The following is a 23,725-nucleotide window of genomic DNA, read 5'->3' as shown; positions in this document are numbered from 1 at the left end:
GTCCCATGTTTAATTATTCCGGTATGAAATGGTTAACGACCACACTTCTGCTGGCAGCCGTTATAACTATAAGCTCAGCTTGTGGAGTTAGCACGAGTACAAACGGACAAGCCGCTAAGCCAATAGATCCTGAACAAGTAGAGCGGATAGCGTTTCTGAACCAAATTGCTGATGATATGTACAAACAAACCATGGATGGTCAAGTCACAGAAGCGAGAAATAAACTGATGCAAATGTCTGATCAGATTCCTAAGATTCATTTCGAGGGGATTACATCTGTTGAGGGGTTAAATGCTTTAACGGAGACGATTACACAAGCGAAAAGGGTCTATAATGCCGCAGCCTATTCACCGGAAGAAGGGCAGGTCGCTGTCGCCAAAATTCGGCTAGCCACCGATGCGTTAACACATAAGAACCAGCCTATGTGGCTGCAATATTATAAAGTGCTGCAAAATGATACGAATAACCTGAACGAGGACGTTAAAGCGAATAAACAGAAGGAGGCGTTGGCGAATTTCGGTAAGCTGTCGCAGCATATTGCCATCATTCATCCGTCCTTACTGATTAGCCGAGATGCCGCTTCCGTCGAAAAGCTTGATTCGCTGCTCGCTTTTATCCGTACGAATTTGAATAGTCAACCTATGTCGACTCGACAATTGGAATCAGGGCTTGACCATCTAAATCATGTTTTGGATGATTTGTTTCTGAAGAACAAGGATGCGATCGCTTTCGTGCCAATTACGGACCCTAGACAACCAATCATCTGGTCGTTAGGTATTGGTCTCATTATTGTCAGTGTGCTATCCTTCGTGGGATGGAGAATGTATCAATCAGGACGACATATTGTTCCGATTAAGCAAACGCGAGATAGTGAGAATAGGTGAAACATAAAAGTGGGTCGAGCATGCTTATACAGCTGCTGGACCCACTTTTTGCGTTACTTTTGTTTGAATCCTTCACCAATAACATCATGCACATCACCAATAATGATGAATGCGCTAGGATCCATTGAATGAATGAGTTCACGAAGCCTTCTGGTTTCATGACGATAGACGACGCAATAAACTACTTCCTTATTGTTGCCGGAGTAGGCGCCTCTAGCTGGGAATAAAGTCACTCCTCTGTCTAGTTCCGTCGTAATGGCTTGTGCTAACTGAGTTGCTTGATCGCTAATAATGGTAAATGCTTTGGCCGCGTAAGCGCCCTCGGAAATATAATCGATGAGACGAGAGCTTACGAAGACGGCAACAAGTGAATACAAGACCTTCTCTTTAGGTAAATAGATTAACGAAGAGCCAATGACGATGACGTCAATAATGAGGATGACTTGGCCAACGCTCCAGCCTCTCTTCTTATTGCCGATATGAGCCAAGATATCAGAGCCACCCGTAGTGCCACCGAAACGGAAGACAAGTCCCAGTCCAGTCCCGAGTGTAATACCTGCATATAAAGTCGCTAGAAAGTAATCCTGCGTGGTGTGAAAAGGGATCAGCCATTCTTTTCGAATGAGCAGCTCCATGATCCATAGAAAGAAAGACAACGAGACGACGCCGAAGATGGTGTATAGCATCTGTCCTCTTCCAAAATTTTTCCATCCGATATAAAACAAAGGAATATTAATTAACAGCGTAGATAGGGAAGGTGGCACGTTTAGTACGTATTTGAGCAGCAAGGAAACACCTGTAACCCCACCTTCCATTAACTCATTGGAAATAACAAAATAGTGCAAACCAAACGCATAAATAGCTGTACCGATCATAATTGCAACAACATTCGTAAATCGATCAGCAAACCGTTCTTTAAATCTCATTCCTGTTCCTCCAAATACGTGATGGTATCACCAAAAAAATTTGTCAACTTTTCTTCTATAGTTTAACATAGTAATGATAGCTCGGTGAAGATGATGGAAAGAAGGGTGAACATGTCCGAACGTACTCTTAAAGATATACAACAAGAGGTTGACACTTATATTTCCCAGTTTAAGGAAGGATATTTCAGTCCTTTAGCTATGCTGGCCAGAATGTCAGAGGAAGTTGGTGAATTAGCCCGAGAGGTGAATCACACATACGGTGAAAAGCCGAAAAAAAGCACAGAAGAAGACAATTCAATTGAGCTCGAACTCGGTGATATTCTTTTCATAACCATCTGTTTCGCAAACTCATTGGGCATTGATTTGACGGAAGCACACGAAAAAATCATGCATAAATTCAACACGAGAGACGCGGGTCGATGGACCAAAATTAACACCGAAACTAAATAAGCTTCATAAACTATACCATCCCCAATAACGGGAGACTCGATTTCGGGTGGAGGAGGATGGGCAGATGAATGGAGAAAATCAAATACAGAAAGCGTACGAATCCATACTTGGTCATGATTTTGAAAAAGCCATTAAATGGTTTGAAAAAGCGATATCTGAAGAACCAAACAATGCTGCCTATCACTACAAGTTATCGATTACTTTCGCAAGAAGTAACAAATTGTTTAAAGCCATTGAGCATGCTTCAAGGGCATTAGAGTTGGTTAAAGATAATGAAGTTTATCGTTATCATCTGCAAGTACTGCATGCAAGAGAATTAGTTGAAAAAGCACAAAAACAGCTAAGTGCCGAGTCTGAGCATGCGGAACGTGCGATTTTCTTACTAAAAGAAGCGATTACTCTTGATCCTCTGGCTATTGAAGCGTATCTTATTCTAGGAGAAGCTTTTGCTTTTCGAAAGGATTATGGGAGAGCCTATCAAACCATTATGGAAGCGGTGCGTTTGGAGCCTCACCATGAAATTGCGAAACAGCATGCGGCGCTCTATCAGCAAAAGATGAAATTATAGGCTTGAAACATATAAAAAGGAGATATTCTAAACATGGATCGTAAAATTCGAGTAGCCGTTATTGGTGCAAGTGGAAGAATGGGGCGAGAGGTCGTGAAGACCGTTCTCACAGAGTCCGATATGGAACTTGTGGCGGGGGTTAACCGCTCCTCTGGCCCAATTGATTTGGGAAGGATGGTAGGATTTGAAGAATGTGGGGTTATAATGAGCAATGATTTGGAACAGGCTCTCACAGAATCCTGGCCAGACGTTCTAGTAGATTTTACAGGACCGCAAACAGCGGTTTCACATACAAACTTGGCTATTCGCCTAGGAATTCGCCCAGTAATGGGAACAACAGGATTTACGCCGGAAGCTATTGCTGAATTGGACAAGCAGTGTCAAGAAAGTGGAATTGGCGGAATAATAGCTCCGAATTTCTCAATTGGGGCTATACTTATGATGAGATTTGCGGCTCAAGCATCCAAATACTTCCCAAATCTCGAAATTATTGAGTATCACGGGGATCAAAAGCTGGACGCGCCTTCAGGAACGGCAGTGAAAACCGCGGAACTTATCTCCGAAGTTAGAGGAGAGATGCGTCAAGGTAATCCGAAAGAAGAAGAAACAATTGAAGGTTCGCGCGGTGGGTATTACAATGGATTTAGAATACATAGCGTCCGACTGCCTGGAATTTTTGCTCAGCAGGAAGTTATTATGGCGGAACAAGGCCAAGCGCTCAAAATTAGACATGACTCCTATGATCGTGCAGCCTATATGCCGGGCGTTGCCATTGCTGTACGTAAAGTGATGACATATAGCGGTATGATTTATGGATTCGAGCATTTTATAGATTAAAGAGCCCTAGGGGAGTGGAAGACAAGATGTTAAAGATAGCGTTAATTGCCCATGATCGTAAGAAAGATGAAATGGTGAACTTCGTTACAGCGTATGAACATGTATTCGAGGGTCATAAGTTATATGGAACAGGGACGACAGCACAGCGGATTATGGATGGCACCAAATTAGACGTACATCGATTTATGTCAGGTCCACTTGGGGGAGACCAGCAAATTGGAGCATTGGTAGCACAAAATGAGATGGATTTTATTATTTTCCTTCGAGATCCATTAATGGCTCAACCACATGAACCCGACATTATTGCTCTGCTGCGTCTATGTGACGTTCAGGGGATTCCTTGCGCTACGAATGTAGCAACAGCAGAACTACTTGTCAGAGCGCTTGATCGCGGTGATTTCGGTTGGAGAGAGTTAGTACATAAATATAAGCCAGGTATTGAATAAGATGAGCGAATCTCTCGATATTCTTATATTTGGCGCACATGCAGATGATGCTGAGATTGGCATGGGGGCCACCATTGCCAAACATACCAAGCGTGGGCTTAAGGTTGGACTTTGTGATTTAACCTATGCCGAAATGTCCTCTAATGGCACTGTAGAAACAAGGATCGAGGAGGCTGAACTGGCTGCGAGTATTCTTGGCGTGAAGGTTCGTACGAATCTGGGACTACCGGATCGAGGATTATTTGCCACACAGGCAAATATTGAGCGTATTACGCAAGAAATTCGTAAATTTAAGCCGAGAATCGTATTTGCACCCTACTGGCAGGATCGGCATCCAGACCATGTTGCCTGTTCGGGGTTGGTTCAGGAAGCTGTTTTTAACGCTAAGCTTCGCAAGTATTTGCCTGATTCTGAGCCTGTGAACGTGGAGCAGATGTACTTTTATTTTATAAATGACGTTTATGAAGCTGATCTTATGGTGGATGTAACCGATTGTTATGAAGAAAAAATTGCAGCGCTGAGCGCTTACCGCTCACAATTTATAACGGGTCAAGGTACGGTAGCCACACCCTTAAATCAAGGCTATATTGAACGAGTGGAAGCTCGAGATCGCGTATTAGGTCAAAAGCGCTTGTTAACTTATGCAGAAGGTTTCGTTTCTAAGCTGCCCTTGGTGGTAGATCGATTCGTTTGATCGGAAAAGAGGTGCATGATGAAAGATAAACTTAAGATTGGCATTACCTGTTATCCGACTTTAGGTGGTTCAGGTGTTGTCGCTACTGAGCTTGGCAAGCTGCTTGCCGAAAAAGGACACGAGGTTCATTTTATTACACACAGTATGCCTTTTCGTTTGGGTAAATTTCATAAAAATATTTTTTATCATGAAGTGGAAGTCAGTCAATATTATGTCTTTCGGTATCCGCCTTATGACCTTTCTCTCGCCAGTAAATTAGCGCAGGTGGCAAAGATGGAAGAGTTAGATTTACTTCATGTTCATTATGCCATTCCTCATGCTGTATGTGCACTTCTGGCGAAACAGATGGTTGGTAGTAAGCTCAAGGTTGTCACGACACTTCATGGAACGGATATTACCGTTCTGGGACAGGATCAATCGATTTCTGACTTAATTCGCTATGCTATTAATGAAAGCGATGCGGTTACAGCGGTTTCGAAAGATTTAATCAAAGAAACAAGAGAATTATTGGACATCGACCGTGACATAGATCTAACTTATAATTTCGTCGATAAACGGGTGTATTACCCGCGTGATATTTCGAAGCTTAGAGGCGAGTTTGCCCGGCCGGAAGAGAAGATTCTTATTCATATTTCTAATTTCAGACCTGTTAAACGTGTGCAGGATGTTATTGATATTTTTGCAAAAGTCAGCAAGCAGATTCCGTCGCGTCTTTTGTTCGTGGGAGAAGGTCCTGATTTATCCAAAATGATTTCTAAGGTAAAGGAACTTGGCCTTACAGATAAGGTAACGTTCTGTGGTAAACAGGATGATGTAGCACAGGTGATATCCCTTGCTGACGTGATGCTGCTACCATCGGAAAAAGAGAGCTTCGGTCTAGTCGCCCTAGAAGCGATGGCATGCGGGGTGCCAACGATCGGCTCCAATGCCGGCGGGATTCCCGAACTCATTACGCACGGTGAAACCGGCTATTTAGCGGATGTTGGGGATACTGATAAAATGGCCGAACATGTCGTTAACTTGCTTAGTAATCAAGTATTGTACGAACAAGTGGCGCAGAATTGCTTGACTCGTGCTCGGCATACATTTTGTAATGATATAACTACGGTTCAATATGAGGAAATTTATTATCGCGTGCTGGGAAGAGAGCTTCCAGAATCTCATCGCATTACAGCTTCGTCCTGTCAATAAGAGGATGTTAGCAGGTTAGGAGTAACATGTCGGATGTTGTTAAAATAAAAGTAATAGATCGTGGTGCTTCCTTAGTTCTCTCTAAGCTTACAGAAGCTGGGTATGAGGCGTATCTTGTAGGTGGTTGTGTTCGTGATGCTGTGCTAGGCCGACCGATAAAGGACATCGACATTGCGACGTCAGCATTGCCTGAGCAGGTTATGTCCTGCTTCCCGCGGACGGCGCCGACAGGGCTGCAGCACGGCACCGTAACCGTCATCCTGTCACAGGGGACTTATGAGGTGACGACGTTTCGGAAGGAAACGGAGTATGAGGGCTTCCGCCGCCCAACATCTGTCGAATACATTTCGGATTTGACGGAGGATTTGAAGCGGCGCGATTTTACGATGAACGCTATGGCAATGGACGCGGCGGGCGTTGTATTGGATCCTTTTGCAGGGCAAAAGGATCTGGAACTGGGTGTGTTGCGCTGCGTAGGGGCTGCAGGGGAGCGATTCGGCGAAGATGCGCTGCGCATGCTTCGCTGTGTTCGTTTTGCTTCGACCTATGGACTGGAGGTCGAATCGAGCACTTGGCAAGCGCTGCTTGCGCAAGCTCCGCTGCTGCGCCACATCGCTATGGAGCGCGTGCGCAGCGAGCTGCAGCGCATGGTCGAAGGCCCAGCCCCCGCAAGGGCTGTGCGGTTACTGCTGGCGAGCCGCCTCACGGCGCACCTCAAAAAGCAGCTGCCGCTGCCTTTTGAGCGCTGGCTCGCGTGGGATAACGCGCTGGACGCTGTCAGCGCGCTTGAAGGGCAGCATGACCGCTGGGCTATGCTGCTGATGCTTCTGGAGATGCCGGCGGACACAGTCCGCACGGCGCTCCAGGAGCTGACCTTCTCCCGCGCCGATTGCGAAGCGGTCGTGGCGGTGCTGACCCTGCGCGAGGCTGTGGCCGCGCAGCTTACGAGCGGCGCTTCGCAGGACGCCGCGTTAGCGTTAGTGCAGGACCCGGCTCCGCTGGAGCGGGTCTGGAAGCTTGGCGCGGTGCGCCGCGGCGAAGCCGCTGCCCGCGCTTTACTGCGGCTGCTGAGCGTGCTGCCGCAAAGCCTTGAGCAGCGCGGCGAGCTCGCGCGCTTCCTGCAGACCACCGCGCCGGAGCTGCTGCGTCGCGGGGATGCTTGGCTGAAGGAGGTTCCCTGCTTCAGCCTGAAGGAACTCGCCATATCCGGCACGGATTTGGCGGAGGAGCTTGGCCGGCAGCCGGGCCCATGGATGGGCATACTGCTGCAGCAGCTGCTTGAACGAACCGCGCTCGGTGAAATCCCGAACGAGCGAGAATCACTTTTACTTGCCGCGCGTGCTGCGAAGTAGCAGCGCAGCGCGGTTTTTTTATAATTTGAATGATGAATTAAGTATCCGTCCACTCGAGCGATGTTGTATTTTGTACAACAAGTCAGGGTTTCTTTTCTACTTTTGATAGCTATAGTGGATACCAATGTTGCATTTTCTACAACAATTTACACGCAAAAGGCTATTTCGCAACTTGAAGTTGCAGTTTGTACAACATTTCGAGCCCATTAGTTGCGAAATGGCCTATATAGCACCAAATTGTTGTACATTGTACAACAGATTATAGAATAACACTGATTTACCTCCAAAATGTTGCACGAACTACAACAACTGCAGTATTACCAGATGAATTGACATCCAAATAAATTCCCGATAGATCGTGAGTGAATTCGTATGAACAAACGTATATTAGAGCTGTTCCAAGAGTTCCCGGAAGCTTACGTTTCCGGCGAGGAAATCAGCCGCCGACTTAACGTTAGCCGCACCGCGATTTGGAAGCATATTGAAGAGCTTCGATCGGCAGGCTATGAATTTGAAGCTGCGCCTCGGAAAGGGTACCGATTGCTGAGCAAGCCTAATTCATGGCAAGTGAACGAATTGTTGAGCGGATTGAAAACCAAGGTTCTTGGCCAGAAAATCCATGTTTACGGGGAAGTCGAGTCTACACAGACGATAGCACACGCTCTCATTGCATCAGGTGCTCCTGAAGGCACGATTGTGCTGGCAGAGGCACAGACAGCTGGAAGAGGGCGAATGGGGCGCGCGTGGCATTCTCCGGCCGGTAAAGGGATCTGGATGAGTCTTGTGTTAAAGCCGCGCATTCCGGTTTATTTCATGCCTCAATTAACACTGCTTAGTGCGGTAGCACTGTGTCGCTCCATCCAGAAGGTGTGCCAGGTAGACATCGGGATTAAGTGGCCTAATGATCTTCTTATTAAAGGCAAGAAGGTAAGTGGTATCTTACTTGAAAGCAGTGGGGAAGATGAACGGCTCAAGTATGTGGTTGCAGGGATTGGCATCAGTGTAAATTTGAAAAGGGAAGATTATCCCGAGGAACTTCGGAATATTGCGACCTCACTTGCGATTGAATCGGGCGCTGACATCCCAAGAGAAAGTTTGGTACAAGCTTTTCTTTTAGAGTTTGAAGATCTCTATGCGCTTTATATGGAGAAAGGCTTCGCCCCAATCCGTTTGCTATGGGAGGCTCTCAGTGTAACTTTAAAGCGTCCAATCCGTACATATACACCTTCAGGAGTCATTGAAGGCATCGCTGATTCGTTGGATGATTCAGGTGCATTAACGGTAATAACGCAAGCTGGAGAGAAAATAAAGATCTATTCCGGAGATATTGAACTGAAGTAAAGGTATCAAATGGAAGCAACATTTGGTATAATAGCAAGACAAGGCGGTATCCTTAAAGGAACTGCACTTGCAGCTTGACGATTGTAGTTTGTTTACAAAGGAATAGGACTTGAAACAAGATGTTGGATTCTGCTCTGAGCCTTATGGGACCGAGACAGAGGGATCATTGGATTCTTTCTGCATGCGATCCTTTTAGCTCTTAGCTAAAAGGTTTTTTATTTTATATGAGGAAGTTGGGATAACAATGGAACAACGTAAGCCGCTTACGACAGCTAAGATGAGAAAAATGAAGCAAGATGGCGTTCCCATTACAATGGTAACTGCTTATGATTATCCCTCAGCCCGCTTGGCGGAAGAGGCTGGCATTGATGTCATCCTTGTAGGAGATTCTCTGGGGAATGTAGTACTAGGCTACGATTCAACCCTGCCTGTCACACTGGATGATATGGTTTACCAAACGCGAGCTGCGGTGCGTGGAGCTTCAAATACGTTCATTGTAGCGGATATGCCTTTCTTGACTTACCATGGAAGCTTGGACTCAACATTTCGTGGTGTTGCCCGATTAATGCAAGAGGGTGGAGCAAAGGCGGTTAAGTTGGAAGGCGGAGTTGAGATTGCGGCAACCGTCAAAGCGATCACGGAGGCGGGTGTGCCAGTGGTCGGACATTTGGGTTTAACGCCACAATCCGTACATCAACTTGGTGGATTCCGTGTACAAGGACGCAGCTCCGAACAAGCAGAGAAACTGCTCAGTGATGCGAAAGCTCTTGAGGAAGCGGGAGCTTTCGCAGTGGTCTTAGAGCTGGTGACTGATGAACTGGCTGAATGGATAACGAAGCAGCTATCGATTCCTACGATTGGAATCGGTTCTGGGATTCATTGCGATGGCCAGGTACTTGTTTATCATGATCTTCTCCAGTATGGTTCTGACAGTGCTGCCAGAAAGTTCGTAAAAGCATACGCGAATATAGGGGAAACTATTCGTGCAGGTATTGGGGAATATGTGAAAGAAGTGAAAGCACGGGCATTCCCTGCGCCAGAGCATACGTTTCATATGGACAACGATGTTGTTGAATACTTATACGGCGATAAGGAGAAGTGAGAAGCATGGAAGCGATCCAGACAATGGAAGTGATTCATTCAATTGCTGATTTGCGTTCTCGCATAAGGGACTATCGACGCAAGAACGACCAATCTGTTGGGTTTGTACCCACTATGGGCTATTTACACGAAGGCCATGCTAGTTTGCTACGCAAAGCACGTGCTCAAAGTGGACTTGTCGTGCTAAGTATATTTGTTAATCCGCTTCAGTTTGGTCCAGGTGAGGATTTCGAGCGATACCCGCGCAATACGGAGCGGGACCTGCAATTAGCCGAAGCCGCGGGCGTTGACGTAGTGTTTATGCCATCAGTAAGCGAAATGTATCCGTCACCGACGCGCACTACTGTCAGTGTGACAGGTCTTACCTCCAGACTTTGCGGAGCATCACGCCCTGGACACTTTGATGGGGTCGCCACTGTCGTTAGCAAGTTGTTTCATATTGTTCAGCCTGATCAAGCCTTTTTTGGCCTGAAGGATGCCCAGCAGGTTGCTGTCATTGAGCAAATGGTGCAAGATCTCAATCTCGGCATCGAGATTGTTCCATGTCCTATTTTGCGTGAATCAGACGGGCTCGCTATGAGCTCACGCAATGTGTATCTTTCTGTGGAAGAGCGTAAGGAAGCTTTAGTTTTGTCTCAATCCTTACAGAAAGCAAAGGCATTTGTGGAATCACATACAACTTTCACACCGCAGGAGCTTGAAGGCTTGGTGAGCCAATATATTGCTTCTTCACCTTTAGCCATTATTGATTATGTAGAGGTACTAGCTTATCCGACGTTAGAACCTTTTGAAAATAGCCATCATACCAATTCTATTATCATTGCTTTGGCTGTTAAATTCGGCAAAACGCGTTTGATCGATAATTTAATTTTACAAGTAGGGAAGTGACCTCCATGTTTCGAACAATGATGAAAGCTAAGATCCACCGGGCAACCGTTACGGAAGCGAATTTGAATTATATCGGAAGCATTACGATTGATGAAGATTTGATCGATTTGGTTGGTATGTTGCCGAATGAGAAAGTGCAAATCGTGAACAACAATAATGGTGCACGTCTCGAAACTTATATTATTCCAGGGCCGCGCGGCACAGGTGTGATTTGTTTAAATGGGGCTGCAGCTAGGTTAGTTCAGACCGGTGATACGGTTATTATTATTTCTTATGCGATGATGACCGAAGAAGAAGCCAAGAAGCATCAACCAACGATTGCCATTATGGGTGATAATAATAAAGTTGCGCAGCTTCTCAAAGAAGAAGAGCATTCCACCATCCTTTAAGAGGGATCACTTCCATGCATGAAATCGGCTCTGTTTACAAAGAATGAGGATAAGCTTTCGAAGCAAAGGTGGGATGCCAAATGTTTAAGCATTTATTTTCCACAATGAACGAGGTTTTGGAAGAAATCCAAAAAGAATATCCGAATAGTGACGTGGAAAAAAAGGCGGAGCTCGACGAACAATTGCAGGTGTTGAAAACGATGAGCGATGAGTTCATCGAAGCGTGGCTGCTTTTTGAGGAGAAGTTGGGAAAGTTTTATGGGGCCGTACCGATGAGTACCCAAACCCTTCATGATGAGCTGATGGATCTAGATGTGTCGGGAAAGCAGACGGATGAATTCATGCGGGGCCAGGGATATTACAAGCTTTATATGTACGATCAAGCGATCAAAGAATTCCAAGTGCTGATTCAAAGGCAGCCGGATTTCTTGCTAGCTAGGGTATATTTAGCGATGGGTCATTTGCGCAAAGGGGAGTTTGGAGAAGCGTATCAACACTTCAAGTTCCTTCTGCCCTTGACCGACAATACCAAGATGAAGGCCATTTCCTACAACGCAATGGGCTGCATACAAGTGCAAAATCAAAATATGGAAAAAGCCTTTGAATATTTTCAAAAAGCGTATCACACTGATCCTTCTTGCATGGAGCCGCTGATCAATTTGGACGAATCCTAAAACGGAAGCGGCTAACTGGGTATTCCCTTTTCCTAATAAGATTTGGTATGCTAGGAGAAGTGCAGGACGAAAGGATTGAAGATACACGTCATGAAATTTGCAGTTTTGGATTTTGAAACGACAGGAAGTCAGCCTGCGGATGAAATTATTCAGGTTGGACTCGTCATTATAGATCAATTTCAAATTACTCACAGGTATACTTCTCTGGTCAAACCAGGGATAAGTATACCTTCTTCGATTACAACACTTACAGGGATTACGGAAGACATGGTTGCGGATGCTCCCCCACTTGACCAAGTCATGGCGGAAATGTTCCCGCTGTTGTTTGATAGTGTACTTGTGGCGCACCATGCGGCTTTTGATTTATCCTTTTTACAAAAAGGACTGACGAAAACAGGATACCCGCCATTCACAGGACGTGTGCTGGATACGATGGATTTGCTGCGCATCCTATTTCCATCGATTTCGAGTCTTCAACTCAGCATGGTAGCCGGTTTATTTGGTATTGATCATGAAAGGCCACACCAGGCGGATAGTGATGCGGAAGTAACGGCAGCCATATGGATTATTTGTTTGGAACGCTTGCTGGGGTTGCCACTTCTAACGATTCAACGCTTGCAGCATATTTTCGAAAACGGCAACAGCGATTTAGGCTGGTTCCTTGATGAAATATGCATCTACAAAGAGTCTATCACCAGTGTGGATTTGGATACGAATCGATATTTCAGGCAATTTACGCTGGGTGTCACGGATTGGGGCGATGAGGAAGATACGCGCAAAGACTCCGATGCGGATGGTTTAGGTTCTTCTTTTACAGAGTTCCATCAAGGTTTGAAAACAGCCTTACGGGAAAAATTCGAGATCTTTGAAGACCGTGAATCCCAAGAGCAGATGATCCGGGAAGTTGAAAAGTCACTCGAGCATGATCAGCATTTGATGATTGAAGCGGGGACCGGAACAGGGAAGTCACTAGGGTATTTAATACCATCTATTTATTATGGCATCAAGTATGAGAAGAAAGTGATTGTTTCTACGCATACGATTAACTTGCAAGAACAACTCCGTGAGCGGGACATTCCTCTCTTGAAGGAGATTTTCCCTATCCCTTTCAAAGCTGCTGTACTCAAAGGCAGAAGTCATTACTTATGCTTGCGTAAATTCGAGACAAAGCTAACAACACGTGATTACGAGAATGGCAAGGAAGATCCGATCACGGCAGCGCAAATGGTTGTATGGCTGAGTGAGACGGAGCATGGGGATGAAGAGGAGCTGCATTTTGGAAATAAGGGTGCGCAATTCTGGTATTCGGTTGCAAGTGACACCGATTCTTGTTTGAATCGCATGTGCCCTTGGTACAAGAAATGCTTCTATCATCGCGCTCGGAATGACGCCAATACGGCCGATGTGATCATCACGAACCATTCCCTCCTCTTCACGGATATGAAGGCTGAGAACCGCCTTCTACCGTCTTACAAGCACCTTGTCATTGATGAGGCTCATCACTTCGAAGAAGTGGCCAGTAAGCATCTTGGTATTGAGCTGCATTCTTCCGCATTTTATCATTCGTTGCTATGGCTATATAAAGATAATCGCAGCGGCCAATTACCGATGCTGCGGTTTCGATTGCAGAAATCGGATGAGCAGCCGGAACGCGCTGCCGCTTGGAGTCAAACCATTGACGGGCTCTTTCCCAAAATCGTGCAAATCAAAGAGGATTGGGATCGGCTCAGCGAAGCGCTCTATGAACTGTTATCTTCTAGGAGCGATCCTTCGCAATCGGAAAACTCACAATACGTACTGCGGATGAAGCCCGAAACGCTTCCACCCGAGTGGCGAGAGCTTCTGATCATGGAAGACAATATTTATTTGAATGCGAATGATTTACTCCGCACGCTTGATAAATTGTTAAATGAAGTGAAGGACATGCAGGAAGTTTTTGGGGTCCAAGGTTTAGTCACCGATTTGAATGGCACGGTAAAAGAACTGTACAACCATCGAGATGCCCTGCACTTTTTTATGAAAATGGCCGATGAGGGTTATGTGTATTGGATGGAAGCGGGTACCTATGCGAAATCGAAGTCGCTGCAGCTTGTATCGGTGCCTACCGATGTAAGTGGGCTGCTTCAGCAGCATTTCTTTGAGACCAAAGACAGTATTATTCTGACCTCCGCGACTTTGTCTGTTAATAAGTCTTTTCAATATTCAGCGGATCAATTAGGATTAGTCATTCCTGAGGATGAAGAATCGGGCAAGCTAAAAACCGTTCAATTGCCATCTCCATTTAATTATAGAGAGCAAGCTCTCGTCGTGATTCCTCGGAACTTCCCGACGATCAAAGGTGCCGGAGATCCTGTTTTTATTAACGCACTTATTGAGTCGCTTAGTGATGTTGCGCGAATTACCAAAGGACGTATGTTGATTTTGTGCACTTCGAATCGTATGCTAAAGCAAATTTATGCCGGCATGAAGGATCTCTTGAAGCCACATGGAATTACAGTGCTCGGACAGGGGGTTGACAGCGGCAATCGGAGTAAACTGACCCGGATGTTCCAAGATAACAAAATGTGCGTCCTACTGGGCACCAGCTCGTTCTGGGAGGGTGTCGATATTCCAGGAGATGCGCTAAGCTGTCTTGCTATTATACGATTGCCGTTTCAACCGCCAAATCATCCTCTTGTCGAGGCGAAATGTGAAAATATTAAGAAACGCAATGAGAATCCATTTATGAAATTTTCTGTACCGCAGGCTGTCATTCGATTTAAGCAGGGCTTTGGCCGACTTGTCAGACGTGCATCCGATAAAGGCATCGTTATCATCTACGATACTCGTGTCATTGATACGTATTATGGCAAGCACTTCCTTTATTCATTGCCTGGTCCGAAGATAGAGCATATGACGACCGAGCAAATGTTACCTAGGATTGAAGAGTGGATGGGGGAGGCGTAGAGTTGAAAACACAAAAAATATCGGAAGCCGTCGTTCGGAGGCTGCCCATTTATTTACGCTTTCTGAATGAACTTGCAATGAAAAATGTATCGACGGTATCTTCGCAGGATTTGGGTCAAAAACTCGATCTGAATCCGGCACAGATTCGCAAGGATTTGGCTTATTTCGGGGAATTCGGCAAAAAGGGAATCGGTTACGACATTGCTTATCTAATTGAGAAGATTAGACAGATCTTGAAGTTGGATCGCCATATTCAAGTTGCTCTTGTTGGAGCGGGTAACCTAGGCCGCGCTTTATGCAATTATAATACTTACTTACGCAATGATATGAAAATTGTCGCAGTTTTTGATGCAATGCCAAGCAAAGCTGGGGAATCGATCAACAATCTTATTGTTCAACCGATGCATGAGATGAAGAGTGTTTTATCTGAATTAGGCGTTCGCATCGGCATCATTACGGTTCCTGCGAATGAAGCTCAAAATGTAGCCAATCAATTCGTAGAATGCGGGATCGAAGCCATATTGAATTTTGCTCCCGTTATTATTAAGGTTCCTCCCGAAGTGCGTGTGCATCATGCGGATTTTACAACAGAATTGCAAAGTTTAGCTTATTATTTGGATTAGAAAAAGGCACGACCCGATTACCTGGGGCGTGCCTTTATTTTTAGAAAATGAATCTGAATAAAACGAAGTAGATCGAGAATGCGAGCGCGATGCTGATTGGAATCGTAATAACCCAAGTGATCAACATGCGTCCAACCGTGCCCCATTGAACTTCATGGAAGCGCATGACACTGCCTGTCCCGATAATCGCGGAAGAAATAACATGAGTCGTTGATAATGGTTTACCCAAATGAGTAGAGAACTGAATAACGAGTGATGACGTTAAGTCCGAGGCAAAACCATTGATCGGCTCGATTTTAACAATCTTACCGGAAACGGTTTTAATAATTCGCCATCCACCGATGGATGTTCCTAGTCCCATGGCCAATGCGGCAGCAATTTTCACCCAGAGAGGTACTTCCAGGTCTGTTTGAACACCGGCTGCGACCAAACCAAATACGATAATCCCCATTGCTTTTTGTGCATCGTTCCCACCATGGGAGTATGAAAGTAATCCCGCGGATAAAATTTGCAAGGTACGGAATATGCGATTTAGCTTCGATCTAGATGTATTTCCAGACCATATAACGATGTACTTGATCAAAATCATAATTAGGTAACCTAGGGCGAAAGCAATAATGGGCGATAGTACTAAAATGATAATAATTTGAGTAAAACCATTCCAATTCACCGAATGGACCCCAGCACCAGCGATAACAGCTCCAGCTAGCGAACCAAGGAGTGTATGCGAAGAAGATGAGGGAATCGCCAGATACCAGGTCAACAAGTTCCAAATGATAGCCGCAAGTAAAGCAGCAATGACGATTTCAACGCCATTTTCAATTTTGGCTGGGTTCGCTATGCTTCCTCCAACGGTTTTGGCAACCTTAGAGGAAACCATGGCTCCGACAAAGTTGAGTGTGGCGGCCATGGCGATGGCTACACGGGGACTTAATGCACGAGTGGAGATGGAAGTTGCAATCGCATTAGCCGTATCGTGAAATCCATTAATGAAATCAAAAAGTAAGGCAAGCACAACGATAACGATTAAATAAGTTAACATGATTTCCTCCTAAGAGTTTTCCATTTGGAAAACTTTCTTCGTAAACATGGACACGAATGTGCCTTATGAATAACGAAGTACAACGCTATCAAGGATATTGGCTACATCTTCACAAGCATCCGTTGTTTCTTCCAAACGCTCATAGATTTCTTTTAATTTAAAATCTTCGTACAGGTCTTTACGTGTGATGAAAATTTGGCGAATCCCTTCGCGCATCAAACGGTCTCCGTCATTCTCGAGGGAATTAATAGCAACCGTATGCTCAGGAATTTGCATGTATTTTTTCTTCGCCAGAAGCTTGAACGCATCCAGCATATGCTGGCAAGAGTCTACAATGACAGCAGAAAACTCTTTCATATAAGAATCTGTATGGGATACAGAAAGATAGTCGAAACGAGCAATTGTAGCTTCAATACCATCTGTTACATCATCCACTTTGGAGGCTAGAACCATAATATCTTCACGATCAATCGGTGTAATAAATACTTTGTTTAAACCTTTAAAAATTTCGTGAGTAATGGAATCGCCTGCATGCTCTAAATCGTTAATCGCTTTTACATACTCAATAGGCGGTTTATCACCCATCATGGCTGTGCGAAATAGTTGAGCAGTTTGCAATGCGTTTTCTGCAGCACGGATGAGAAGTTGCAAGAAATCGACTTCGTTCTTTTTCGTGAATAACGTTGTCATATAATCCTCCTATATTTTACTATATGTACTAATTTTTGATCGAATATATAAGATAAACAGACCAAATGGTAGAAAAAACTCACAAAGTTAAAAGTATCATAACAATTGCATCGAAAGCAACGAAAATTCAGTGACATTTTACAATTTCTTAACATCACTTGGCTTCCTTGATTTTACAAGCCCGAAGATGTAAAGTTTAAAAAGCAATGTCATTAATAGAATGAGCATAGAGAGGGATTTTTAGTATGAAAAAAACATTAATTATGAACGGTTTTTTTATCTCAAATAATGAAGCGAAATCGTCTATAAAAGGCTGTATGGTTATAGAGGGCAGCCAGATTACATACATCGGTGAGGAAATACCTGAACCTCGAGAAAATTATGACGAAGTCATTGACGGCACGAACAAGCTTTATATGCCTGGTCTTGTGAATACGCATGGTCACGCAGCGATGTCGCTTTTACGCGGATACGGTGACGATCTTGCTCTCCAAATTTGGTTAGAAGAGAAAATGTGGCCGATGGAAGCCAAATTCAGCGCCCAAGATGTGAAATGGGGGACGCAGTTATCTATTCTAGAAATGATTAAAGGCGGTACGACGACTTTTGTAGATATGTATGACCATATGAACGAAGTTGCTAAGTCCGTTGAAGAGTCAGGTATGCGCGGTGTTTTGACCCGAGGTATTATTGGTCTTTGTCCACCGGACGTACAAGATGCTAAATTGAAGGAAGCCACCGAGTTCGCAAAAAACTGGCATGGCGGTGCGAATGGAAGAATCACGACCATGATGTCTCCACATGCACCCTATACATGTCCACCAGATTATATAGAACGGATTGTTCAAGTGGCTCATGATTTAAACCTGCCCATTCATACCCACATGTCGGAGACAAGCCGTGAAGTTCAAGGGAATGTTGATCAATACGGTTTGAGACCCGTTGCACATTTAGAAAAGCATGGCGTGTTCAGCAGACCGACGCTCATCGCGCATGGTGTTCATCTCACAGATGAAGAAATCAGTATCCTTAAGAAGTATGATGTTCGTATTTCCCACAACCCAGGAAGCAATCTAAAGCTTGCTAGTGGTGTTGCCCGAGTTCCTGAACTTCTTCGTGCAGGCGTGAAGGTTTCGCTTGGAACGGATGGAGCAGCCTCCAATAATAACTTGGATATGTTCGAAGAAATGAGACTCGCCGCGCTGATTCACAAAGGTGTTTCTGGCGATCCTCTAGCTGTGCCTGCGGCAGAAGCGCTTCTAATGGGAACAAAGATGGGTGCAGAATCAGTATGGTTAGACAATGTAGGCCTACTGCAGGCTGGCATGAAGGCAGACTTCATCGCACTGGATATCGACCAACCTCATTTCCTTCCGAAGACGGACTTCGTGTCCCATATTGTTTACTCTGCATGTGCAAAAGATGTAGTTGATGTGTGTGTAGACGGAAATTGGATTGTCCGCAAGGGTGAATGTTTAACACTTGATGAAGAAAAAATTAAGCGTGAGTTTGAACAATGCTTTAATAAGCTCATTGGCTAAGTGATTCCTTGTAAGTTCGTCTGGGGAGGTGAGCGGCGTTCATGAATGCGAAGCGAACAAGGATCATAGCATTCGGTGTATTTATTATTTTGACACTTGGTGTAGTGCTTAGCCGCTTTTATTTAAATGTTCAGAATGAGCACTGGGATGATAAGCGCAAAGCGGTAGAAACAGCTTATGAGAAAAGTATTATGACGAAAGCAACCAAGGTGGATTTCTTCTATGGCGATGAACCACTTCAAATCGTTTATGGTGAAGACAAGCTGGGGCAAGGCGTTATCGTTTGGGTTTCAGACAAAGGGATACACGCTGAGATGACTGCTGAATCGTTCACCGAAGCGCAAGTCCGAGAAACCGTGCTTAAAAAAGCTCCAGAGATTGAAATAGAACGTGTGCTGCCAGGTAAGCTTGGTAATGACTATGTCTGGGAAGTTTTCTATAAAAAGAATGAAAACAGCGGTACACGCTATTTCTATGATTATTACAAATTCAAGGATGGACTCTATATGGATACGTACCGGCTCAGCCTGCATTAGGCTGAGTTTTGTTGTTTCCACTCATTTCATAAGGCTAATGTGTGTATCGCGTGATATACTCATCGTATAGCAATTGAGGCAATAAAATACGTATAGAAAGGGGGACGTTGACTGATGAAGCTGCGTCTCTTACCTGTCGTCATGAGTGTTGTTATATCTGCTGGAGTTTTATTCGGTGGTTGGTTCGCTTATACAAGTTTAGCTATGGAGAATCCATTATCTGATATCATTAGCAAGGTTCCCGGTGTAACGAGCTCAACGATGAAACTGGACAATAACCAAGTTGACATAGAAGTTAGTCTAAACCCAGATGCCAATTTAAGAAATGTAGTCGAACGTATTCATAAAGAAGGTGCATCCATTATCGGTAAGCGTTCTGTGAATATAAATGTGAAAAGTAACCCGTCTGAGAAACTGGATCAGTGGTGGTCTAAAGCATTATTTGAGGTAGCACAAGCAATGGAGACAAAGCATTATGCAGACATTCCAACAACGCTGCAGAAATATGCTGAGGGTGTTCCAACTATGAAAGTAGATAGTGAAATGGATCAAACCTATGTATATATTCGTTTGACAGATGGTGATGCCACCAAATTCATCATGCTACCTAGAACTTCCCAGATAGGAGTGTGGCCGAATGAGTAAAATTTATAAAGAAATTGGGATTGGATTTATACCGGTTCTACTGATCTTTTTAGCTTATCTAGGTGTAAATGTGATACCTATCCTGTTTGTTAGTGTATTGGGTGTTTCCTTGTTTTATATGATTAAAAGCCGCGGCGGTGCTGGGATATCTGCTGGTGGTGGAGATCGTAAAAGCAAAAATCGGACGCCTTCGTATTTAACGTTTGATGAGATTGGCGGACAGGATCGGGCTAAGAAAGAATTGATGGAAGCTCTTGATTTTCTGATCAAGCATGAAGAAATTAAGAAATTAGGTATTCGTCCACTCAAAGGGATTCTGCTTACTGGCCCTCCTGGAACAGGGAAAACGTTAATGGCTAAAGCGGCCGCGCATTATACGAATTCTGTTTATATGGCTGCTTCAGGTAGTGAATTTGTTGAAATGTACGTCGGTGTCGGTGCAAGTCGTGTACGTGACCTTTTTAAAGAAGCTAGAACACGTGCTGTTAAAGAAGGCAAAGACAATGCGATTATTTTTATTGATGAGATTGATGTTATCGGCGGTAAACGGGATGGCGGTCAACATCGTGAGTACGATCAGACGCTGAACCAGCTATTAACTGAAATGGATGGTATTCATACGAATGATGCTCCCCGTATTTTGATCATTGCAGCAACGAACCGCAAAGAAATTCTCGATAGTGCTTTATTGCGTCCTGGCCGTTTTGACCGTCATATTGAAGTGGACTTACCGGATAAGAAAGGGCGTCTGTCCATTCTCGATATTCATGTAAAAAATAAACCGCTGGCTCAAGGCGTTTCTTTGGATATGATCGCTGATCAAACCTTTGGTTTCTCTGGTGCACAGCTAGAGGGCGTTCTGAATGAGGCCGCCATTTATGCCATGCGAGAAGATAAACTGGCTATCGAACAGCACCATCTAGCTTCCGCGATTGATAAAGTGATGATGGGGGAAAGAACGGATAAGGAAACGGCGCAAGAGGAAAAAGAGCGGGTCGCTTATCACGAATTAGGTCACGCGATTGTTGCTGAAATTGTTCGCCCTGGCTCTGTTTCTCAGGTTACCGTTAGTCCGCGGGGGAAAGCGCTGGGATATGTGCGTCATAATCCGCCTAAAGATCATTATTTATACACCAAGGATTATATTGAGCAGCAGATCATGATCGCTCTCGGCGGCGCCGCGGCTGAAGAAATCTTCTATGGTGGACGCAGTACAGGTTCGCGTAACGATTTCGAGCAGTCACTTTCCATGGTTCGTAATATGATGGATTCCGGACTTACTTCCCTCGGTATCATTGACCGCGATATGGTGACGAAGGATCAGCTCATGAAAGAGAATACGAGCATCCTTGATGCCCTCATGATTCGCACCAAGGAGCTGTTAGAACAGCAGCGTAGTGTGTTCGAACATTCCTTTGAAATTTTGATGAAGGAAGAAGTTCTTTCTGGTGACACATTCCGAAAATTGTTTGATGATTCTGTTTCAAAGAGTGCATAAGTTGACCGTTGGCCTTGTGGCCGGCGGTTTTTTTCGTATTGTAATTATGCTCAATAACTAGTTGTGGATAACTTGGGATTCCCCTTGATGGGAGCTGCTTGGTACAAAGTTATATCGATAATGTGTTTGTGATGTGCTGGAATTGTGTCAAAGCTGAGATAATCTGGCGAATGTTTTGTGTATACTAATGAAATTGGGGAACAAAAATTGTATGATATGATTGGGTTTTCGAGATGAGGTAGGGTTGTTGGTTAAGAACGCAGCGTGGGAGAAGGAGAAACGTGGCATGGTATTCAAAACAATAGGTGTAATCGGTGGGGGAACGATGGGACAGGGGATTGCAGAAATGCTCGCTGCCCGTGGTTTGGACGTATTACTCGTTGAAAAAACAACAGATAAGCTCGATCGAGCCATGGAACAGATTACGGTCAGCTTAGATAAGCAAATAGAACGGTGGTCATTGACAGAAGTGGAAAAAAAGCTGATTTTAGCCAAAATCAGAAAAGCTGATTCACTACAAGATATGGCTGCTTGCGATATGGTTATAGAGACGATTTCGGAAGATTTGAATGCTAAAAAGCATGTATTTTTTCAACTGAATCAAATTTGTTCGCCAGCCATTATTTTAGCAACGAATACATCCACCCTTAGCGTGACTGAGATTGCGGCGGTTACCACGAAACCCGAACGTGTGATTGGACTTCATTTTTTGCATCCCGTGGCGAAAATTGATCTCGTCGAAATTATCCGAGCGATGAAAACGTCGGACGAAACCTTCGAACAAACCCGCCGTTTTGTGGACGAGCTTATTTTAAAGAAAAGTATTAAGGTCACGGAGTCGCCTGGCTTCATTACAACAAGGCTTATTTGCACATTGATCAATGAAGCGCTGCACACGCTGTCCGAAGGAGTAGCTTCGGCTGAGGATATCGATAATGCCATGCGGATCGGTTATGATTTCAAATATGGTCCTCTGGAAATGTGTGACCGATTCGGGTTAGATTCGGTACATGCAGCACTTGAAGGCATGTTCCGCGATTATGGGGACATGAAGTACCGTCCGTCCTTCCTATTGAAACAAATGGTTCGAGCGGGGCATCTAGGAGTCAAAACAGGAGAAGGCTTTTTCCGTTATGACAAGGATGGTGATCGTTTGTGAATATTCTCGTTATAAATGCAGGGAGTTCTTCGCTTAAATACCAACTCTTCCAAATGGAAAATGAAGCCGTTCTCGCCAAAGGCAAGGTAGAGCGAATCGGGATGGAAACGGCAATATTGACACATGAACCGACGGGGAAAGCAGAAGTTCATGAAGTTAGGGAGATTCTAGAGCATACAACAGCTATTCGCAAAGTGCTTGAGTTGCTGGTGCACCCTGAACACGGCGTTCTGGCGTCCACGTCTGAAATCGACGCCGTCGGTCACCGAGTCGTTCACGGCGGCGAATCCTTCAAGAACTCCGTCCTCGTTAATGACGAGGTGAAGAAGGAGATCAAGCGGCTCTTCGATTTGGCGCCGCTTCACAATCCGGCGCATATGCTCGGCATCTCAGCGGTGGAGGCGAACATGCCGGGCGTACCGCAGGCCGTCGTCTTCGACACCGCCTTCCATCAGTCGATGCCGGCGCACGCCTACCTATATCCGGTACCGATGGCCCTGTACCGGAAGCACAAGGTGCGCCGTTATGGCTTCCACGGCACCTCGCACAACTACGTGAGCGAGCGTGCCGCAGCCTTCCTAGGCCGCCCGCTGGAGCAGTTGAAGCTCGTTACCTGTCACATCGGTAACGGAGCTTCCTGCGCCGCCGTGATGGGCGGCAAGTCCGTGGATACGAGCATGGGGATGACACCGCTCGAAGGGCTGATGATGGGCACGCGCAGCGGCGATCTCGATCCGGCCATCGTGCCCTATGCGATGGGCAAGGAGGACTTGACGCTGGGCGAGATCAGCTCCATGCTGAATAAGCACAGCGGGCTGCAGGCGATCTCGGGGATCTCCAGCGATATGCGGGAGATCGTTGAAGCACTGGAGGCGGGAGATAAGAACGCCGCGCTTGCTTTTGAGATGTATGAGTATCGGCTTCGCAAATACATAGGTGCTTACGCCGCGGCTATGAATGGCATCGATGCGATTGTTTTTACAGCTGGCGTCGGAGAAAATTCCGAGCTGCTTCGTAAAAAGGTCTGCGAACGCCTGACATTCCTCGGTGTTGAATTCGATGAAGAAGCGAACCGCAAGGGTCGAGGTCTGGAGCGACTGATTACGAAGCAAGGGTCGAAAGTGGAAGTGCTTGTGATCCCAACGAATGAGGAGTGGGTGATCGCTCGAGATACATTTGGACTCATTCAGTCACAAACGGTCTGATTTTGAATGGTCTTGATAGAGGTTTTCTCATGGAAATAGTGTACAATATAGAAGTGTTCAGTAGGCCGAGGTTTCGGAATTTTATTGAATATAAGTATG

At 45.2% G+C, this 23,725-nt stretch carries 24 protein-coding genes; 21 read left to right on the top strand and 3 right to left on the bottom strand.

Annotation, left to right across the window (positions count from 1 at the left end; genetic code table 11):
* Positions 1–5: 5 nt before the first annotated feature.
* On the top strand, positions 6–884 hold the full coding sequence (locus AC58UU_RS14045; protein ID WP_497316540.1) for a sporulation protein YpjB: 879 nt from the start codon (positions 6–8) through the stop codon (positions 882–884).
* A 53-nt stretch (positions 885–937) separates the two neighbouring features.
* Here AC58UU_RS14045 and AC58UU_RS14040 read toward each other — a convergent pair whose 3' ends face one another.
* Entirely contained in the window at positions 938–1,810 is an 873-nt protein-coding gene (locus AC58UU_RS14040) for a YitT family protein (RefSeq protein WP_497316538.1), read from the bottom strand.
* Positions 1,811–1,921: 111 nt separating this feature from the next.
* On the opposite strand from AC58UU_RS14040, the gene AC58UU_RS14035 reads away from it, so the two are divergent.
* The 14 genes from AC58UU_RS14035 (at position 1,922) to AC58UU_RS13970 (ending at position 15,310) form a co-directional block, all read left to right on the top strand.
* Positions 1,922–2,260, top strand: a complete 339-nt coding sequence (locus tag AC58UU_RS14035; protein ID WP_497316536.1) for a nucleotide pyrophosphohydrolase — start codon at positions 1,922–1,924, stop codon at positions 2,258–2,260.
* A 64-nt stretch (positions 2,261–2,324) separates the two neighbouring features.
* Complete coding sequence (locus AC58UU_RS14030) at positions 2,325–2,828, top strand: tetratricopeptide repeat protein (protein WP_497316534.1); 504 nt, start codon at positions 2,325–2,327, stop codon at positions 2,826–2,828.
* 33 nt (positions 2,829–2,861) lie between these two features.
* A complete protein-coding gene (dapB, locus tag AC58UU_RS14025) occupies positions 2,862–3,665 on the top strand; it encodes a 4-hydroxy-tetrahydrodipicolinate reductase (RefSeq protein WP_497316533.1) in 804 nt (267 codons plus the stop codon).
* Positions 3,666–3,691: 26 nt separating this feature from the next.
* A complete protein-coding gene (locus AC58UU_RS14020; protein WP_261301091.1) occupies positions 3,692–4,111 on the top strand; it encodes a methylglyoxal synthase in 420 nt (139 codons plus the stop codon).
* Position 4,112: 1 nt separating this feature from the next.
* Positions 4,113–4,805: a bacillithiol biosynthesis deacetylase BshB1 gene (gene bshB1, locus AC58UU_RS14015; protein ID WP_497316531.1), complete on the top strand. Its 693-nt coding sequence runs from the start codon at positions 4,113–4,115 to the stop codon at positions 4,803–4,805.
* A gap of 18 nt (positions 4,806–4,823) precedes the next feature.
* Positions 4,824–5,996: an N-acetyl-alpha-D-glucosaminyl L-malate synthase BshA gene (gene bshA / locus AC58UU_RS14010; protein ID WP_497316824.1), complete on the top strand. Its 1,173-nt coding sequence runs from the start codon at positions 4,824–4,826 to the stop codon at positions 5,994–5,996.
* Between the two features lie 26 nt (positions 5,997–6,022).
* A complete protein-coding gene (locus AC58UU_RS14005) occupies positions 6,023–7,348 on the top strand; it encodes a CCA tRNA nucleotidyltransferase (protein WP_497316529.1) in 1,326 nt (441 codons plus the stop codon).
* A gap of 366 nt (positions 7,349–7,714) precedes the next feature.
* Positions 7,715–8,689, top strand: a complete 975-nt coding sequence (locus AC58UU_RS14000) for a biotin--[acetyl-CoA-carboxylase] ligase (protein WP_497316822.1) — start codon at positions 7,715–7,717, stop codon at positions 8,687–8,689.
* A 244-nt stretch (positions 8,690–8,933) separates the two neighbouring features.
* Positions 8,934–9,791 (top strand): 3-methyl-2-oxobutanoate hydroxymethyltransferase, encoded by an 858-nt coding sequence (gene panB, locus AC58UU_RS13995; protein ID WP_497316527.1) that lies wholly within the window; start codon positions 8,934–8,936, stop codon positions 9,789–9,791.
* A gap of 23 nt (positions 9,792–9,814) precedes the next feature.
* Positions 9,815–10,678 carry a pantoate--beta-alanine ligase gene (gene panC, locus AC58UU_RS13990; protein ID WP_497316820.1) on the top strand — a complete coding sequence of 288 codons (864 nt, stop codon included), beginning with the start codon at positions 9,815–9,817 and terminating at the stop codon, positions 10,676–10,678.
* 5 nt (positions 10,679–10,683) lie between these two features.
* Positions 10,684–11,067, top strand: coding sequence for an aspartate 1-decarboxylase (panD, locus tag AC58UU_RS13985; RefSeq protein WP_497316525.1), 384 nt, complete (start codon positions 10,684–10,686; stop codon positions 11,065–11,067).
* Between the two features lie 80 nt (positions 11,068–11,147).
* A complete protein-coding gene (locus tag AC58UU_RS13980) occupies positions 11,148–11,741 on the top strand; it encodes a tetratricopeptide repeat protein (RefSeq protein WP_171692343.1) in 594 nt (197 codons plus the stop codon).
* A 90-nt stretch (positions 11,742–11,831) separates the two neighbouring features.
* Positions 11,832–14,687, top strand: coding sequence for an ATP-dependent DNA helicase DinG (gene dinG / locus AC58UU_RS13975; RefSeq protein WP_497316523.1), 2,856 nt, complete (start codon positions 11,832–11,834; stop codon positions 14,685–14,687).
* Between the two features lie 2 nt (positions 14,688–14,689).
* On the top strand, positions 14,690–15,310 hold the full coding sequence (locus AC58UU_RS13970) for a redox-sensing transcriptional repressor Rex (RefSeq protein ID WP_497316521.1): 621 nt from the start codon (positions 14,690–14,692) through the stop codon (positions 15,308–15,310).
* A 40-nt stretch (positions 15,311–15,350) separates the two neighbouring features.
* On the opposite strand, the gene AC58UU_RS13965 is transcribed toward AC58UU_RS13970, so the two are convergent.
* Both AC58UU_RS13965 and AC58UU_RS13960 read right to left on the bottom strand, forming a co-directional pair.
* Positions 15,351–16,352 (bottom strand): inorganic phosphate transporter, encoded by a 1,002-nt coding sequence (locus AC58UU_RS13965; protein ID WP_497316519.1) that lies wholly within the window; start codon positions 16,350–16,352, stop codon positions 15,351–15,353.
* 63 nt (positions 16,353–16,415) lie between these two features.
* Entirely contained in the window at positions 16,416–17,042 is a 627-nt protein-coding gene (locus AC58UU_RS13960) for a DUF47 domain-containing protein (protein WP_057301770.1), read from the bottom strand.
* A 245-nt stretch (positions 17,043–17,287) separates the two neighbouring features.
* Here AC58UU_RS13960 and AC58UU_RS13955 point away from each other — a divergent pair, with 245 nt between their 5' ends.
* The 6 genes from AC58UU_RS13955 to AC58UU_RS13930 all read left to right on the top strand — a co-directional run bounded on the left by AC58UU_RS13955 (position 17,288) and on the right by AC58UU_RS13930 (position 23,626).
* Complete coding sequence (locus tag AC58UU_RS13955) at positions 17,288–18,583, top strand: amidohydrolase (protein ID WP_497316517.1); 1,296 nt, start codon at positions 17,288–17,290, stop codon at positions 18,581–18,583.
* A 41-nt stretch (positions 18,584–18,624) separates the two neighbouring features.
* A complete protein-coding gene (locus AC58UU_RS13950) occupies positions 18,625–19,119 on the top strand; it encodes a cell wall elongation regulator TseB-like domain-containing protein (RefSeq protein WP_171643348.1) in 495 nt (164 codons plus the stop codon).
* Between the two features lie 114 nt (positions 19,120–19,233).
* Positions 19,234–19,764: a hypothetical protein gene (locus AC58UU_RS13945; RefSeq protein ID WP_497316515.1), complete on the top strand. Its 531-nt coding sequence runs from the start codon at positions 19,234–19,236 to the stop codon at positions 19,762–19,764.
* A complete protein-coding gene (locus AC58UU_RS13940) occupies positions 19,757–21,262 on the top strand; it encodes an AAA family ATPase (RefSeq protein ID WP_497316514.1) in 1,506 nt (501 codons plus the stop codon). Before AC58UU_RS13945 ends, AC58UU_RS13940 begins: the two co-directional genes overlap by 8 nt.
* A 286-nt stretch (positions 21,263–21,548) precedes the next feature.
* Positions 21,549–22,421, top strand: a complete 873-nt coding sequence (locus tag AC58UU_RS13935) for a 3-hydroxyacyl-CoA dehydrogenase family protein (RefSeq protein WP_497316513.1) — start codon at positions 21,549–21,551, stop codon at positions 22,419–22,421.
* Positions 22,418–23,626 (top strand): acetate/propionate family kinase, encoded by a 1,209-nt coding sequence (locus AC58UU_RS13930; RefSeq protein ID WP_497316511.1) that lies wholly within the window; start codon positions 22,418–22,420, stop codon positions 23,624–23,626. Before AC58UU_RS13935 ends, AC58UU_RS13930 begins: the two co-directional genes overlap by 4 nt.
* Positions 23,627–23,725: the final 99 nt, after the last annotated feature.

This window comes from Paenibacillus sp. JT22N1, assembly GCF_059692155.1.
This window is presented reverse-complemented; position numbering and strand designations above follow the sequence as displayed.

What these genes read in the sequence shown, in the direction of transcription:
- dapB (WP_497316533.1), top strand. Translation starts at nt 2,862, where the DNA reads ATGGATCGTAAAATTCGAGTAGCCGTTATTGGTGCAAGTGGAAGAATG.
- AC58UU_RS13945 (WP_497316515.1), top strand. Translation starts at nt 19,234, where the DNA reads ATGAAGCTGCGTCTCTTACCTGTCGTCATGAGTGTTGTTATATCTGCT.
- panC (WP_497316820.1), top strand. Translation starts at nt 9,815, where the DNA reads ATGGAAGTGATTCATTCAATTGCTGATTTGCGTTCTCGCATAAGGGAC.
- AC58UU_RS13960 (WP_057301770.1), bottom strand. Translation starts at nt 17,042, where the DNA reads ATGACAACGTTATTCACGAAAAAGAACGAAGTCGATTTCTTGCAACTT.
- bshB1 (WP_497316531.1), top strand. Translation starts at nt 4,113, where the DNA reads ATGAGCGAATCTCTCGATATTCTTATATTTGGCGCACATGCAGATGAT.
- AC58UU_RS14005 (WP_497316529.1), top strand. Translation starts at nt 6,023, where the DNA reads ATGTCGGATGTTGTTAAAATAAAAGTAATAGATCGTGGTGCTTCCTTA.
- AC58UU_RS13935 (WP_497316513.1), top strand. Translation starts at nt 21,549, where the DNA reads ATGGTATTCAAAACAATAGGTGTAATCGGTGGGGGAACGATGGGACAG.
- AC58UU_RS13950 (WP_171643348.1), top strand. Translation starts at nt 18,625, where the DNA reads ATGAATGCGAAGCGAACAAGGATCATAGCATTCGGTGTATTTATTATT.
- AC58UU_RS13955 (WP_497316517.1), top strand. Translation starts at nt 17,288, where the DNA reads ATGAAAAAAACATTAATTATGAACGGTTTTTTTATCTCAAATAATGAA.
- AC58UU_RS13980 (WP_171692343.1), top strand. Translation starts at nt 11,148, where the DNA reads ATGTTTAAGCATTTATTTTCCACAATGAACGAGGTTTTGGAAGAAATC.
- bshA (WP_497316824.1), top strand. Translation starts at nt 4,824, where the DNA reads ATGAAAGATAAACTTAAGATTGGCATTACCTGTTATCCGACTTTAGGT.
- panB (WP_497316527.1), top strand. Translation starts at nt 8,934, where the DNA reads ATGGAACAACGTAAGCCGCTTACGACAGCTAAGATGAGAAAAATGAAG.
- AC58UU_RS14035 (WP_497316536.1), top strand. Translation starts at nt 1,922, where the DNA reads ATGTCCGAACGTACTCTTAAAGATATACAACAAGAGGTTGACACTTAT.
- AC58UU_RS13965 (WP_497316519.1), bottom strand. Translation starts at nt 16,352, where the DNA reads ATGTTAACTTATTTAATCGTTATCGTTGTGCTTGCCTTACTTTTTGAT.
- AC58UU_RS14045 (WP_497316540.1), top strand. Translation starts at nt 6, where the DNA reads ATGTTTAATTATTCCGGTATGAAATGGTTAACGACCACACTTCTGCTG.
- AC58UU_RS14040 (WP_497316538.1), bottom strand. Translation starts at nt 1,810, where the DNA reads ATGAGATTTAAAGAACGGTTTGCTGATCGATTTACGAATGTTGTTGCA.
- AC58UU_RS14020 (WP_261301091.1), top strand. Translation starts at nt 3,692, where the DNA reads ATGTTAAAGATAGCGTTAATTGCCCATGATCGTAAGAAAGATGAAATG.
- AC58UU_RS13940 (WP_497316514.1), top strand. Translation starts at nt 19,757, where the DNA reads ATGAGTAAAATTTATAAAGAAATTGGGATTGGATTTATACCGGTTCTA.
- dinG (WP_497316523.1), top strand. Translation starts at nt 11,832, where the DNA reads ATGAAATTTGCAGTTTTGGATTTTGAAACGACAGGAAGTCAGCCTGCG.
- panD (WP_497316525.1), top strand. Translation starts at nt 10,684, where the DNA reads ATGTTTCGAACAATGATGAAAGCTAAGATCCACCGGGCAACCGTTACG.
- AC58UU_RS14030 (WP_497316534.1), top strand. Translation starts at nt 2,325, where the DNA reads ATGAATGGAGAAAATCAAATACAGAAAGCGTACGAATCCATACTTGGT.